This window comes from Halorubrum rarum (assembly GCF_048380895.1).
Lineage (GTDB): Archaea > Halobacteriota > Halobacteria > Halobacteriales > Haloferacaceae > Halorubrum.
Window position 1 is genome coordinate 72,802 of sequence record NZ_JBLWMN010000007.1, and the last position, 13,428, is coordinate 86,229.

The 13,428-nt window shown below is 69.2% G+C and carries 13 protein-coding genes; 7 read left to right on the forward strand and 6 right to left on the reverse strand.

Annotated elements, in window-relative coordinates; all coding sequences use genetic code 11:
- Positions 1-2: 2 nt before the first annotated feature.
- From ACNSN7_RS07605 to ACNSN7_RS07625, 5 genes are all read left to right on the forward strand, one after another.
- Positions 3-278 (forward strand): hypothetical protein, encoded by a 276-nt coding sequence (locus tag ACNSN7_RS07605; protein ID WP_418281677.1) that lies wholly within the window; start codon positions 3-5, stop codon positions 276-278.
- A gap of 167 nt (positions 279-445) precedes the next feature.
- Positions 446-1,588: a BMP family lipoprotein gene (locus ACNSN7_RS07610; protein WP_418281678.1), complete on the forward strand. Its 1,143-nt coding sequence runs from the start codon at positions 446-448 to the stop codon at positions 1,586-1,588.
- 111 nt (positions 1,589-1,699) lie between these two features.
- Complete coding sequence (locus ACNSN7_RS07615) at positions 1,700-3,322, forward strand: ABC transporter ATP-binding protein (RefSeq protein WP_418281679.1); 1,623 nt, start codon at positions 1,700-1,702, stop codon at positions 3,320-3,322.
- 26 nt (positions 3,323-3,348) lie between these two features.
- Positions 3,349-4,638 (forward strand): ABC transporter permease, encoded by a 1,290-nt coding sequence (locus tag ACNSN7_RS07620; RefSeq protein WP_418281744.1) that lies wholly within the window; start codon positions 3,349-3,351, stop codon positions 4,636-4,638.
- Positions 4,631-5,680, forward strand: a complete 1,050-nt coding sequence (locus ACNSN7_RS07625) for an ABC transporter permease (protein WP_418281680.1) — start codon at positions 4,631-4,633, stop codon at positions 5,678-5,680. Before ACNSN7_RS07620 ends, ACNSN7_RS07625 begins: the two co-directional genes overlap by 8 nt.
- A 91-nt stretch (positions 5,681-5,771) precedes the next feature.
- Here ACNSN7_RS07625 and ACNSN7_RS07630 read toward each other — a convergent pair whose 3' ends face one another.
- Together ACNSN7_RS07630 and ACNSN7_RS07635 are read right to left on the reverse strand one after the other, a co-directional pair.
- Entirely contained in the window at positions 5,772-6,416 is a 645-nt protein-coding gene (locus tag ACNSN7_RS07630; RefSeq protein WP_418281681.1) for a bifunctional 4-hydroxy-2-oxoglutarate aldolase/2-dehydro-3-deoxy-phosphogluconate aldolase, read from the reverse strand.
- 104 nt (positions 6,417-6,520) lie between these two features.
- Positions 6,521-6,895 carry a hypothetical protein gene (locus ACNSN7_RS07635; RefSeq protein WP_418281682.1) on the reverse strand — a complete coding sequence of 125 codons (375 nt, stop codon included), beginning with the start codon at positions 6,893-6,895 and terminating at the stop codon, positions 6,521-6,523.
- A 314-nt stretch (positions 6,896-7,209) separates the two neighbouring features.
- On the opposite strand from ACNSN7_RS07635, the gene ACNSN7_RS07640 reads away from it, so the two are divergent.
- Both ACNSN7_RS07640 and ACNSN7_RS07645 read left to right on the forward strand, forming a co-directional pair.
- Positions 7,210-9,051, forward strand: a complete 1,842-nt coding sequence (locus ACNSN7_RS07640; RefSeq protein WP_418281683.1) for a radical SAM protein — start codon at positions 7,210-7,212, stop codon at positions 9,049-9,051.
- On the forward strand, positions 9,051-9,872 hold the full coding sequence (locus ACNSN7_RS07645) for an MBL fold metallo-hydrolase (protein ID WP_418281684.1): 822 nt from the start codon (positions 9,051-9,053) through the stop codon (positions 9,870-9,872). Before ACNSN7_RS07640 ends, ACNSN7_RS07645 begins: the two co-directional genes overlap by 1 nt.
- Here the strand turns inward: ACNSN7_RS07645 and ACNSN7_RS07650 are convergent.
- From ACNSN7_RS07650 to cobS, 4 genes are all read right to left on the reverse strand, one after another.
- On the reverse strand, positions 9,869-10,663 hold the full coding sequence (locus tag ACNSN7_RS07650; protein ID WP_418281685.1) for an adenosylcobinamide amidohydrolase: 795 nt from the start codon (positions 10,661-10,663) through the stop codon (positions 9,869-9,871). The two genes, ACNSN7_RS07645 and ACNSN7_RS07650, sit on opposite strands and share 4 nt — an antisense overlap.
- Positions 10,660-11,667, reverse strand: coding sequence for a threonine-phosphate decarboxylase (locus tag ACNSN7_RS07655; protein ID WP_418281686.1), 1,008 nt, complete (start codon positions 11,665-11,667; stop codon positions 10,660-10,662). The genes ACNSN7_RS07650 and ACNSN7_RS07655 overlap by 4 nt, the downstream gene beginning before the upstream one ends.
- An 87-nt stretch (positions 11,668-11,754) precedes the next feature.
- Positions 11,755-12,501 carry an NTP transferase domain-containing protein gene (locus ACNSN7_RS07660; RefSeq protein WP_418281687.1) on the reverse strand — a complete coding sequence of 249 codons (747 nt, stop codon included), beginning with the start codon at positions 12,499-12,501 and terminating at the stop codon, positions 11,755-11,757.
- Positions 12,486-13,421, reverse strand: a complete 936-nt coding sequence (gene cobS / locus ACNSN7_RS07665; protein ID WP_418281688.1) for an adenosylcobinamide-GDP ribazoletransferase — start codon at positions 13,419-13,421, stop codon at positions 12,486-12,488. Before cobS ends, ACNSN7_RS07660 begins: the two co-directional genes overlap by 16 nt.
- Positions 13,422-13,428 lie beyond the last annotated feature (7 nt).

Sequence of the window (13,428 nt, forward strand, 5' to 3'; positions counted from 1 at the left end):
CGATGGGGGGGTTCCTCGACGAGATCCGATCGGATCTCAAGCAGGTGGCGACCGACCCGACCGACGAACAGAAGGCGATCGTCGCCGCCATCGTCGGGATCCTGATCGCCGACCGGTACTTCCTCTGGCAGGAGTGGCCGTTCGTCGTCCGAACGACGGCCGCCGTCGGCGTGGGCTTTATCGTCCTGTTCGTCGTCAGCTACCTACTGACCGGACACCTCGTCCCGCCGGACGAGGAGGACGACGACGAGGAGTACGAAGACGAGTTCCACCCGTGACGTCCATCCCGCTGTAGGCAAGGATTCTGTCGGGTGGACACCCCTCCGAGAGCGGAGGACCGATCACTGCTCGTCGATGAACTCCCGATCACGAGATCGGTCTATTCTCGTCGATGTCTCGTTAAAACGACGATTTTATTGGGTACACCCATCGTTGTCAACGCGTAATGAATTCCGAGTTCGATCGACGTCGATTCATCAAAGCGGCGAGCGTAGCGGGCGTTGCGGGGATCGCGGGCTGTACCGGCGGTCCCGAGGACGCGGGGGACGGAGACGGGAACGGCGGAGACGGAGACGGGAACGGTGACGAGAGCGACGGCGGGGACGCGACCGACGACGGAGACGCGTTCAACGTCGGTATGGTGTACGCGCTCGGCGGCCTCGGCGACGAGTCGTTCAACGACGCGGCCCAGCGCGGGATCATCGAGGCGTCGGAGGAGTTCGATCTGGCGTACGACGAGTCACAGCCCGCCGACGCGGGCGAGTTCTCGCAGTTCCAGCGCCGGTACGCCGAGTCGACGGACCCCGACTACGATCTCGTGTCGTGTATCGGCTTCGCGCAGCTCGACGCGATCTCGGAGGTCGCACCCGACTTCCCCGAGCAGAACTTCATGCTCGTCGACGACCGGCTCGACGAGCCGAACGTTGCGAGCTACGAGTTCAAAGAGGAGGAGGGATCGTTCCTCGTCGGCGCGCTGGCGGGACTGCTCTCGCAGGAGTCGTTCAGCGCGGGCGACGGTGAAACCGATCCCGACGAGGCCAGCGTCGGCTTCGTCGGCGGCGTCGAAGCACCGCTCATCCAGCGATTCGAGGCCGGCTACGCGGCCGGCGTCGACTACGTCGGCGGCGACGTCGACGTCATCACGAGCTACGTCGGCGACTTCGCGGACCCGGCCGGCGGACAGGAGGCGGCGCTGTCGATGTACGAGAGCGGCGCGGACGTCGTCTATCACGCGGCGGGCGGCACCGGTGTCGGCGTGTTTCAGGCCGCAGAGGAGGAGGGTCGGTTCGCGATCGGCGTCGACTCCGACCAGTCGCTCACGCAGGACGACTTCGCGGACGTGATCGTCGCGTCGATGGTCAAACGCGTCGACAGCGCGGTGTACGAGGCCACCGAAAACGTCGTTAACGGCGAGTTCCAGGGCGGCTCGCAGGTCGAGCTCGGATTGGAGTCCGAGGGCGTCTCCTGCGTGTACGGCGACACGATCGGCGACGACGTTCCGGACGACATCAGATCGGAGGTCGACGAGATCCGACAGGGGATCATCGACGGCGACATCGACGTCCCTGACGACCCCGACGACGTATAGCGCCGGACGGCGTCGCTCGTCTCGACCCGATCGACTGATCGAACGAGTCAGCGCATCGTCCTCGGAGCGAACCCACGCGCTTTTACCCTCCCACATGAGAAAACCGGTACAATGAACCCGGGAGAATCGAACCTCGCAGTCCACCTCGACGGCATTACGAAGCGGTTCCCGGGGGTCGTCGCCAACGACGACGTCGACCTCGAAGTCGAGCGTGGGAGCGTTCACGCGCTGCTCGGAGAGAACGGCGCGGGAAAGACCACGTTGATGAACGTGCTGTACGGCCTGTATCAACCGACCGACGGCCGGATCCGCATCGACGGCGAGCTGCGGTCGTTCGACTCGCCGCGCGACGCGATCGACGCCGGGATCGGCATGATCCACCAGCACTTCATGCTCGTCGATCCGATGCGCGTCTGGGAGAACGTCGTGCTCGGCAACGAGCCCACGGAGTGGTTCGGGCTGCGCGTCGACGACGACGCCGCGCGAGACGCCGTCCGCGATCTCAGCGAACGGTACGGGTTCGACGTCGACCCGACCGATCGGATCGAGGACGTCTCCGTCGGCGTCCAACAGCGCGTCGAGATCCTGAAGGCGCTGTATCGGGGGGCGGATATACTCATTCTCGACGAGCCGACGGCGGTGTTGACCCCACAGGAGGTCCGGGACCTGTACGGCGTGTTCGAGGAGCTCACCGATCAGGGGAAGACGATCATCTTTATCACGCACAAGCTCGGCGAGGCGATGCACGCCGCCGACGGGATCACCGTGCTCCGCGACGGGAAACACGTCGGGACGATCGACACGGACGACGTCACCCGCGAGGAGCTCGCGGAGCTGATGGTCGGCCGAGAGGTGTTGATGGAGCGGGAGTCCGCGACTGGAACCCCCGGCGACGTCGTTCTCGACATCGATCGACTCACTGCCGAGGACGACCGGGGAGTCGAAGCCGTCTCCGACGTCTCCGCGACGGTCCGTGAGGGCGAAGTGTTCGGAATCGCCGGCGTCGACGGCAACGGTCAGTCACAGCTCGTGGAGGCCGTCACCGGTCTTCGGAAGCCGGTCGCCGGAACGGTCTCCCTCCGGGGAGCGTCGCTCGACGGCGTCTCCCGTCGCGAACGGATCGATCGCGGGATGGCGTACGTCCCGGAGGACCGTCACACGCGGGGGCTCGTGATGCCGTACGACCTGGTACAGAACGGGATCCTCGGGAGCCAACACGACGACGCGTTCGCGGAGGGCGGGCGACTCGACTGGGACGCCGCGAGGGATCACGCCGATCGGCTCATCGAGGAGTACGACGTCCGGCCGCCGAGCAGGGGAGCGACCGCGGAGTCGTTCTCCGGCGGCAACCAACAGAAGTTCATCGTCGGACGGGAGTTCGAGCGCGACCCGGATCTCGTGGTCGCCACGCACCCGACCCGGGGCGTCGACATCGGATCGACGGAGTTCATTCATAACCGACTGCTCGAGCTTCGCGCGGAGGGAACGGCGGTCCTGCTCGTCTCCTCGAAGCTCGACGAGGTGCAGGCGCTGTCCGACCGGCTCGCCGTGATGCACGAGGGCGAGTTCACGGGCGTCGTCGATCCGGCCACCGTAACGGAAGAACAGCTCGGTCTGCTGATGGCCGGCGAATCACCGAGCGACGAGGACCTTGAGCGGGCGCGACTCGGCGACGAGGACCGAACGGGGAACATGGATGACGACGTCGACGACGGGACGGGGGTGTCGGCGTGAGCCGCGCCTCCGGTCTCCGTGCGTCGATCAGTGCGTTCCTCCGCAGGCTGGTCGCGCTCTCGACCGTCGAGCGGATCCTCATCAGCATGGCCGCCCTCCTGTTGTCGATCGCTATCGGCTTCTTCATCATCCTCGCATCGGGACGAGTCGCCGAGTGTTCGACTGCCGCGTGGACGATGCCGGTCACCGGGCTCGGGTTCTGTTATGACCCCTTCGAGGTGTACTTCGTTCTGTTTAACGGCGCGCTCGGCGAGCCGTTCTACACGTGGCAGCCCGCCCTGTTGAACCCCGACTGGCTCCCGTTCACGTTCACGTGGCTCGGGCTCATGCCCGGATGGAGCCCCTTCAACAGCTCGCTCGCGCTCACGATGAGCGAGACGACGCTGCTGATCTTCACCGGGCTCTCCGTCGCCGTCGCGTTCCGAGCCGGACTGTTCAACATCGGCACGCAGGGCCAGCTCGTCGTCGGCGCGCTGTTGACCGCGCTCGTCGTCGTCGCCGCCGCGCCGCTGTTCCCCGAGAGCCGGCTCGGGGGGATCGTACTGATCGCTCTCGGCGTCGTCGCCGGCGCGGTCGGCGGCGGTTTCTGGGGAGCGATCCCCGGGGCGTTGAAGGCGTACGCGGACGCCAACGAGGTGATCACGACGATCATGTTGAACTTCATCGCCGCGAACGTCGCGTTCGTCCTCGTCGCCGGACCGTTCGGCGACGAGACGAGTTCGGTCGTCGCGACGGATCGGGTCCCGGAACACGCGCGGATCGAACCGTGGCTGTTCCCCGCACACGGCGACTTCGCGGAACTCGCACTCCTCGGCGGCCTGCTCGCGGTCGTCGGACTGTACGTGCTCTTAGAGCACACGTCGTTCGGGTACGACCTGCGGGTCAGCGGTATCCAGCCGATCGCGGCGGAGTACGGCGGCGTGAACAGCAAGCTGACCACCGTCCGGGCGATGACCATCTCGGGTGCGCTCGGCGGTATCGGCGGGAGCATGTGGATCCTCATGTCCGAAGGACGATGGATCGAGTCGGTTCCGGCGCTCGGATTCGACGGCATCGCGGTGTCCATCCTCGCCGGCAACAGCCCGATCGGCGTGGCTCCCGCGGCCGCCCTGTTCGGCGTGTTGAAGGGCGGTGCACTGGAGGTCGGGTTCCAGACGGACGTCCCGACCGAGCTGGTCGGCGTGCTCCGCGGGCTGATAATCCTGTTCGTCGCCATGCCGGAGTTCTTCCGGATGATCGGGACGTACATCGACGTCGAGGAGTCGGGACACCCGCCCGAACCCGCGGCGGACGACGGAGGTGAGACGGATGCGTGATCGGATCGCGGACGTTCGTATCCCGCTCCTCGATGACGTCGTCGACTCCGCGTACGTCCGGTCGCTCATCGTCGGCACCGTCGGGTTCCTCGCGCTCTTGGGACTCCTCGGGCTGCTGTTTCCGGAGACGGTCGTCGGCGATCTGGCCGGGATCGTCTTCTCCGGCGGCACCGCCGCCTCCACGGTCCGACTCTCCGCGCCGATCGTGCTTGCCGCGCTCGGCGGCATCTTCGCCGAGAAGTCAGGCGTGATCAACATCGGACTGGAGGGGCTGTTGATCATCTCGGCGTTCACCTCGATCTACGTCGCGTTCGTCGTCGGTGACGTCGGGCTCGCCGCCGGGTCGACCGCGATCCTGATCGGGTTCCTCGCCGGCGTGCTCGCGAGCACCCTGCTCGCGTTCGTGTTCGGCGTCGTCTGTATCGAGTTCAAGGCGGACCAGATCATCGCGGGACTCGCGATCTGGCTCATCGCGCTCGGGCTCGCGCCGTTCCTCTCGACGGTGCTGTTCGGTAGCGTCAACACGCCCGGCGTCGGCAACGTCAGCTGGCACTACTCGGGCGTCCTCGTCGCGGTCGGAACGCTCGTCTCGTGGTGGACGCTGAACCACACCGCCTTCGGAAACCACATCGAGGCGGCCGGCGAGAACCCGCGGGCGCTCGACACCGTCGGGGTGTCCGTCTCGCGGGTCCGACACGCGGGCGTGTTGCTCTCCGGCGTCTTCGCCGGTGCCGGCGGCGGCGCGCTCGCGTTGACCGTCGGTCGATTCATCGGCTCCGGCGAGACGATGGTCCAAGGGAAGGGGTTCATCGCCATCGTGGCGTACCTGTTCGGCAACTACAACCCGCTCGGCGCGCTCGGTGCCGGGGCCCTGTTCGCGGGACTGGAGGCGATCCAACTCCGGCTCCAGCAGCTCGGCTACGGGATCCCGAGCTCGCTCGTGGAGACCATTCCCTACGTCGTCGTCATCGTCGTGCTCGCGCTGGTCGGCCGGACGCGGCTGCCGGCGGCCGCCGGCGACCACTACGAGACGGAGGAGTGAGGGGACCGCCGGAGCGGGAGACACCGCGAAACGATGAGGTGACGGGGCGGGATAATGCGGCGGTCGACGGAAGGGAGACAACCCGGAGAGCTCAGTTCTCGCGTGCGTCCTCGACGATACGGGTGAACTCCCGGGCCGTCTCGGTGATCGACTCGTAGTCGCCGCGCTCGGCGGCGTCGTAATCGACGAGCGCGCCGCCGGCACCGACCGCGAACGCGCCGGCGTCGACGAAGTCGGCGGCGTTGTCGAGTCCGATCCCGCCGGTCGGCATCATCGGGATCTGGCCGAGCGGGCCCCTCATCGCGGCGAGGTGGTCCGGGCCGACCGTCGAGGCGGGGAACACCTTCACGAAGTCGGCTCCGGCCTCGTAGCCGCGGATCGCCTCGGTCGGCGTCATCACGCCCGGCGCGCTGACGGCCCCGTACCGATTGCACGTCTCGATGACGTCCTCGTGGAGGCTCGGCGAGACGACGAACTCCGCGCCGGCCATCAGCGTCGTTCGGGCGGTCTCCGCGTCGAGGACGGTTCCGGTCCCGACGACCGTCTCGCCGTCGTCGAACGACGACGACACGTCGTCGATGAGCTCCGCGACGTTCGGCGTGTCGGCGGTGATCTCGACGGCGGTGACGCCGCCCGCCCGCAGCGCGTCCGCGATCCCGATGAGCTGGTCGGCCTCGACGCCGCGAAGCACCGCGACGACGCCGCTGTCGACGAGCCGTGAGAGCGTCTCGTTCATGCTCACTCGTCGTCGAGTGAATACTTAAAACCGAGTGGGAACGGGGCGGGACGAGACGGACCCCGGATCCGGGCATTCCGTGCTCCGAACGTCCGCTCGCGGCTTCACCCTCGAAATCGCTCCGGGACCACCGTCCGCTCCACGACGGTGACGACGCCGAGCCCGAGCACGGTCCCGAGCAACACGCCGTCGAACGCGGACATCACCGGCAGCCCGAACGCGAGCGCGACGCCGAGCCAGATCGGACCGGCGACCATGCCGACGACGATCGCGCCGATCGAGAGCGTCTCACGCGAGTCTCCCGAAAGGCGGTCCCGCGCGAGCCAGCTCGCGGGTCCCGCGAGCAGTCCGGTCCCGCACGCGACGAGCGCGATGGTCAGCCACGGCACGTCGCGGGCCTCAACGATCCGGACGACGCTCGAGAGGACGAACAGGCCGATTGCAGCGTACGCCAGGAGGGTAGCACGGCGGGGTGACATCGCGGGAATGACTCCGATCACTCGATCGGTCCCGCATCCCATAAAGCTTGGATCCTGAGTCGATGGGCTCCCATCGGGTTCGTCTCCGTCTGCGTTCCCATCCGGTCCCGCTTCTATCCGCTTCTGTATCCAGCCGCTCCCGCATCCAGCCGCTTCTGCATCCAGCCGCTCCCGCATCCAGCCGCTTCTGCATCCAGCCGCTCCCGCATCCAGCCGCTTCTGCATCCAGCCGCTCCCGCATCCAGCCGCTCCCGCATCCAGCCGCTCCCGCATCCGCACCCTTTTCCCGTGTCGGCGGACTACGAGCCGTCAACATGACCGATCCGGCCGCGCTCGACGGCGGTTCCTCGCCGCCGCACCCGAGCGATCTCACCGTCACCATCGTCGACGGCTACGTCGACGAGCCGGCGCACTTCGGGGTGCCGCCGTACGTCTCGACGTACCCGCGGTACACGGCCGGCGCGCTCGTCGACGCCGGCGTCCCCGAGGAGTCGATAACCTACCACACGATCGACGAGCTGCGCGAGGACCGCTCGAAACACGCCGACGTCGCGGACGCGGATCTATACGTGTACGTCGGCGGGATGACCGTCCCCGGCAACTACGTCGGCGGGACGCCTGCGGAGCCCGACGAGGTGCGCGAGCTCGGGTGGACCGCGGACGGCGTGACCCTGTTGGGCGGTCCCGTCCGTTTCGGCGTCGGCGAGGAGAACGCGGGCGCACAGGAGACCGAACGCGACGACCTCGACTACGACTTCGTCGCGAAAGGCGACGTCGAGGCGGCCGCACACGACCTGGTCGCGAACGGGCTCGAAGGGTTCGGCGACCGGATGCGCGACAACGCCGAAGTCGACCGCTGGGCGGCGGCGGGCGCGTTCGTCGTCGAACAGCACCCGAACCACCCCGACTACCTCATCTGCGAGATGGAGACCTCCCGCGGGTGTGCGTACCGCTGCTCGTTCTGTACCGAGCCGCTGTACGGCGACCCCGCGTTCCGGACGCCGCGCTCCGTCGTCGCCGAGGTGGACGCGCTCTCCGACCGAGGGGTGAAACACTTCCGGCTCGGGCGACAGGCGGACATCCTCGCGTTCGGCGGCGACGGTGAGGCCCCGAATCCCGACGCGCTCCGGGAGCTGTACGGCGGGGTCCGCGAGGTCGCTCCCGACCTCGAAACGCTGCACCTCGACAACATGAATCCCGTGACGATCACGGACTACCCGGAGGCGTCCCGCGAGGCGATCCGCGTCATCGCCGAGCACAACACGCCGGGAGACACCGCCGCGTTCGGGCTCGAATCGGCCGACCCGGTCGTCAGGGAGGAGAACAACCTCCTCGTCAGCGCCGAGGAGTGTCTGGAGGCGGTTCGCGTCGTCAACGAGGAGGGCGGGTGGCGTCCGGGCGACGCTCCCGACGACGACGGACTCCGTCGCGGCCCCTCCACCGGTCCGGACGCCTCGCCGCGGCTCCCGAAGCTCCTCCCCGGGATCAACCTGGTTCACGGGCTCGCGGGCGAGCGACCGGAGACGTACGACCACAACAAGGAGTTCCTCCAGAGCGTCTACGACGAGGGGCTCATGCTCCGCCGGATCAACATCCGACAGGTGATGGCGTTCGCCGGCACGGAGATGGCCGAGACCGGTGCCGACATCGCTCACGCTCACGCGGAGCGGTTCCAGTCGTACAAACGAACGGTCCGCGAGACGATCGACAACCCGATGCTCGACCGGGTGGTCCCGCCGGGGACCGTGCTCCCGGACGTGCACCTGGAGTACCATCAGGACGGGAAGACGTTCGGTCGCCAGCTCGGGACGTACGCCCTGCTCGTCGCGGTGCCTGGCGAGCGCGAGCTCGGAACCGCCATCGACGTCGCGATCACCGACCACGGGTACCGGTCCGTGACGGGCGTCCCCTATCCCCTCGACGTCAACGCGGCCTCGATGAGCGAGCTGACGACGATCCCGGGGATCAACCGGAGCACCGCGGGCGACGTCGTCGTCGGTCGCCCGTACGAGTCGGTCGCCGACGTCGACGCCGGCGTCGTCGACCTCTCACGGTACGCCGTCGCCGACGACGTCGACGTCCCGATCCCCGGCCGGGAGCGTGACGGGTCCGGGCCGGGATCGGGTCCCGAGTCGACGCTCGGACGGAGCGACTGATGGACTCGACCGGTTCCGACGACGTCCCGCGGATCAGACGTGTCTCCGTTCCCGTCGACACCCGCGCACCCGAAGGGACGACCAACGCGTATCTGGTCGACGGACTCCTCGTCGACCCCGCGGCTCGAACCGCCGACCTCGACGAGACGATCGCCGCCCACGAGCCGGGCGTCGAGGCGATCGCGGTCACGCACACCCACCGCGACCACGTCGGAGCCGTCGCCCACTACGCCGCCGACACCGACGCGACGGTGTACGCCCACGCGGATCACGTAAAGCGGTTCGTCGATGCGACCGGGATCCGGCCCGACGCGACGGTTCGCGACGGCGACGCGATCGACGAAACCGGGGACGGAGCGCACGTCGTCGCGCTGGGCGCCCCCGGACACGCGCCGGACCACGTCGCGTTCGCGGTGGGCGACCCCGGGACGGCCGACCCGCGGGAGGCGCTCGTCGGCGACCTCGCGGTCGCGGCGGGCAGCGTCGTCGTGGGCGGGCCGGACGCCGACATGCGCGCGTACCTGGAGAGCCTCGAACGCGTCCGTGACGGCGGGTTCCGTCGACTGTATCCCGGTCACGGCGCACCGATCGACGACCCGGACGCGGCCTGCCAGCGGCTGATCGATCACCGACTCGACCGCGAGGAGGCGGTTCTCGCGGCGGTCGATCGGGGCGCGAGTGACGTGGACGCGGTGCTCGATGCCGCCTACGAGAAGGACCTGACCGGCGTCGAGGACCTCGCCCGGGCGACGGTCGTCGCTCACCTCGAGAAGCTGGTCGGCGAGGGACGGATTGACGGCGCGTGGCTCGACGACGCCTAACGGTCCGGACCGTCGGGCCGATCGATCGACGCGATCCGCGAGACGGTCGCCTCCCGGTCGGTCACGACGCCGTGCTCCGCGTCGGAGACGGACTCCGGGACCCCGTCGCCGGTGACGCGGCCGGTCGCGTCATCGAGGCCGTCGTACCGCGATGACAGCGACGCGAGCAGCGCGTCTCGAACGCACGCGCGAGTCGCGGAGCCGACCGGCGTCGCCGACCCGGAGAACTCCGTCGACCCCCCGTCCGGATCGCTCGCGACGACGACCGCGTCGCTCGTCGTTCCGGGGTACCCGGTCGCCGAGAGCAGCGTCGCCGCCTTCGCCTCCGCGACGACGGCGACGAGGTTCGCGAGCGCGCCGGGCGCGAGGTCCCTGTCGGTCCCGACGACGAGGTTGACGGTCCCGATCGGGCGGTTTCGGTCCGTCCCCTCGTGGGACCTCGCTCGATCGGCGTCACGTTCGGCGGCCCCGATCGGAAGCGCCGCCGGGTTCGAGACGCCCGCGGTGGCGACGACCGAGACCTCGCCGTTTCGGGCGATCCGGGCGTGTGCCTGGTCGACACCGGTGAGCAGCGCGGGTCCGGAACCGGGTGTGAATCCGACCCCGGCGAGCCGGTCGTCGACGTACGAACGGAGGTCGCGGACGCCGGCGTCGCCCCAGCCCTCCGGGACGGTGACGTTGTACGCGGCGTCGGCGACGTGGACGCCGCCGTCGAATCCGGTCGAGAGGAATCGCCCGCCGGGGAGTCGACAGCGACAGACGCCGTCCGAGACGTCGGCGCGGAGCGTCATACCTCGAGCGCCTCGAGCAGGCGGTCGTTCTCGTCGGGCCGGCGGATCGCGGTTCGAAGGTGGTTGTCGAGCCCCGCGAACGTCCGCGCGTCACGGAGCGCGATCCCGCCCTCGCGAGCGGCGTCGAGCACCGCGTCGGGATCGTCCTCGCCCACGTCGAACAGGAGGAACGGGGCGTCCGACGGGAACACGTCCCACCGTGTCGAGAGACGGTCGCGGACACGGTCGCGCTCGGACGCGACGCGCTCGCGGGTCCGTTCGACGAACTCCTCGCGCTGCAGGCAGTACGCCCCGACGTCGACCGCGGGCGTCGACATCCCCCACGACACCCGACCGGTGTCGAGCCGATCCCGAACGTCGCCGGTCGCGACGAGGAACCCGGCGCGGAGTCCGGGGAGGCCGAACACCTTCGTGAGCGAGCGCGCGACGACGACACCGGGTTCGCCTGTGATCGATGCCAGCGGCGTGAAATCGAGGAACGCCTCGTCGACGAACAGGGTCGATCCGGCGTCTCGGCAGCGCTCGGCCAGCGCGCACAGCGCCGTCGCATCGACGGCCTCGCCGGTCGGGTTGTTGGGCCGACAGACGATCACGAGGTCGTGACCGGACGGGTCGACGTCGACGACCTCGTCGTGTGCGACGCCGACTGGCTCCCCGCCCTGGATCCGGACCTCGTGTGCGTACTCGCCGAACGAGGGCTCCGGGACGACGACCGTCGAGTCCGAGTCGACGACGATCGAGAACAGCAGACGGATCCCGGCCATCACGCCCGCAGTCGGGATAACCGACCGCGGTCGACAGCCGACGTACTCTGCCGCGGCCGAACGGAACTCCCCGTAGTCGTCCGACGGATACCGACGCGAGGCGGCGAGTGCGGCGTCGTACACCGGCGTTACCCCCGACGGACTCTCCGGGTTCGTGTTCGCACTGAAGTCGATGACGTGCGGGTCGTTGGTCCCGCCGTGAGGGATACGACTCGCGACGTCCAGCGCGTGGGTATCCATGTTCACCGAAACATCGGCCAGGCTACTAAAGCGCTTGTACGCGCCGGGTGGACGATCCGCTGGTACCACCCCATGGTCACGTCCGGATCAGTTCGCGTCCGCCAGTCGTCGAGCGAGATCGAGGTCGGGCGGGCGGTTCACGTTGATCGCGAGCCGTTCGCGGTGCCGAACGACTACCTCGTCGTCACCGTCCGCGACGACGTTCAGGCCGGTGGGCGCGACCTCCCGACCGTCGGACGTGAACGACGTGTCGACGCTCGCACCGAGTTCGCGTTTCAGCGATACCGGTACGCAGACGGAGACGGGGTCGATCGACGTCTCGCCCTCGCCCGGGTCAGTCTCGGTGCTCCCGTCGCCCGGACCGGTCCTCGCGCCACCGTCGACCCCGCTCGCCGCCGCATCGATCGCGTCGTCGACGTCGCGCGGGCACAACAGGGGAAGGTCCGCGGCGACCGACACCGCCGGACCCTCGACTTCCGCGAGCGCGCGCGAGAGGTCGTCGACGTAGCCGTCGCCGGAGCCGACGACGAGTTCACACGTCAGCCCCGACGCGACGTTCGATCCAGCGAGCTCTGCCGGTCCAGCGAGGTCCGGCGGCTCCGCGTCGAGCATCGCCGTGGTCTCCGGTGTGTGCGGCGACGTCACGGCGACGACGCGACGGATCCGGCTCCCCGCGAGCGCGGCGAGCACCCGAGCCACCATGGACCGACGGCCGACCTCGACGAGGGGTTTTTCGGTGTCGCCGACGAGACGGGTTCCTCGTCCTCCACAGAGGAGGATCGCCTCGTCGACGGGTGAGGACGCGCCCTCGCGCTCTGTCACGCGATCGTCCACGCGATCACCCCCGCGTGGAGCGCGACCGCCCGACCCAGTTCGTTCGCCGCGCCGAGCACGTCGCCGCTGATCCCGCCGAGCCACGGTCGAACGCGGACGAGAAGCAGCGTTGCGACGGCCGGACCCGCGAGCAGCGCGGCCGCGAGAACCGGCAGCGAGCCGATCGGGGGCGCGACCAGCACGGTGACGGCCAACAGCGCCACGGGGACGAACGATCGCGGGCCGACGTCGCTCGCGACCGCCGATCCGAGCCCCTCGTGGGCCGGCGATCCGAAACAGACCAGCAGCGCCATCCCCGCTTTCGCGCCGACCTCGGCGGCGAGGACGATCCGGAACGCGACGGTTCCGGCTCCGGCGACTCCCCCTGTTCCGCCGACGAATCCGGTCGCGAGCGCCACTGCACCGAGCGTCGTGGCGATGAGCGTCACCGCGAGCGCCAGCACGCCTCCGACGCCGAGCGCGGCGTCCGTGAGGACCGCTACCCGCCTGTCCGGGTCGTGGACCGCGACCGCGTCGCCGAGGTCCGCGAGCCCGTCGGCGTGCGTGACGCCGCCGACGAGGTACAACGCGACGAGATACAGCGTCGCGGCCGTCCACGGGGAGGGGACGAGGAAGGCGAGCCCGGCGAGCCCGCCGATCAGCGCGCCGACGACGGGAAGCGTCCACGGCGACCGTCGGAACGAGTCCCAGTCCGCCGGATCGCCGCCGGGGATCGGGACCCGTGTCAGAAACGTTATCGCACCCCGGAGGGCGGGAACGGGACGAGCCGGTGACGCGGCTGGATCGGACGGTGTGGCTGGATCGGACGGTGTGGCTGGATCGGACGGTGTGGCTGGATCGGACGGTGCGGCTGGATCGGACGGTGTGGCTGGATCGGACGGTGCGGCTGGATCGGACGGGGAGGACGGGTCACCGCTCATGCGATCA

Excerpts from the sequence above, each read along its gene's own strand:
- ACNSN7_RS07605 (WP_418281677.1), top strand. The coding sequence starts at position 3 with ATGGGGGGGTTCCTCGACGAGATCCGATCGGATCTCAAGCAGGTGGCG.
- ACNSN7_RS07630 (WP_418281681.1), bottom strand. The coding sequence starts at position 6,416 with ATGAACGAGACGCTCTCACGGCTCGTCGACAGCGGCGTCGTCGCGGTG.
- ACNSN7_RS07645 (WP_418281684.1), top strand. The coding sequence starts at position 9,051 with ATGGACTCGACCGGTTCCGACGACGTCCCGCGGATCAGACGTGTCTCC.
- ACNSN7_RS07610 (WP_418281678.1), top strand. The coding sequence starts at position 446 with ATGAATTCCGAGTTCGATCGACGTCGATTCATCAAAGCGGCGAGCGTA.
- ACNSN7_RS07625 (WP_418281680.1), top strand. The coding sequence starts at position 4,631 with ATGCGTGATCGGATCGCGGACGTTCGTATCCCGCTCCTCGATGACGTC.
- cobS (WP_418281688.1), bottom strand. The coding sequence starts at position 13,421 with ATGAGCGGTGACCCGTCCTCCCCGTCCGATCCAGCCGCACCGTCCGAT.
- ACNSN7_RS07650 (WP_418281685.1), bottom strand. The coding sequence starts at position 10,663 with ATGACGCTCCGCGCCGACGTCTCGGACGGCGTCTGTCGCTGTCGACTC.
- ACNSN7_RS07615 (WP_418281679.1), top strand. The coding sequence starts at position 1,700 with ATGAACCCGGGAGAATCGAACCTCGCAGTCCACCTCGACGGCATTACG.
- ACNSN7_RS07640 (WP_418281683.1), top strand. The coding sequence starts at position 7,210 with ATGACCGATCCGGCCGCGCTCGACGGCGGTTCCTCGCCGCCGCACCCG.
- ACNSN7_RS07655 (WP_418281686.1), bottom strand. The coding sequence starts at position 11,667 with ATGGATACCCACGCGCTGGACGTCGCGAGTCGTATCCCTCACGGCGGG.
- ACNSN7_RS07635 (WP_418281682.1), bottom strand. The coding sequence starts at position 6,895 with ATGTCACCCCGCCGTGCTACCCTCCTGGCGTACGCTGCAATCGGCCTG.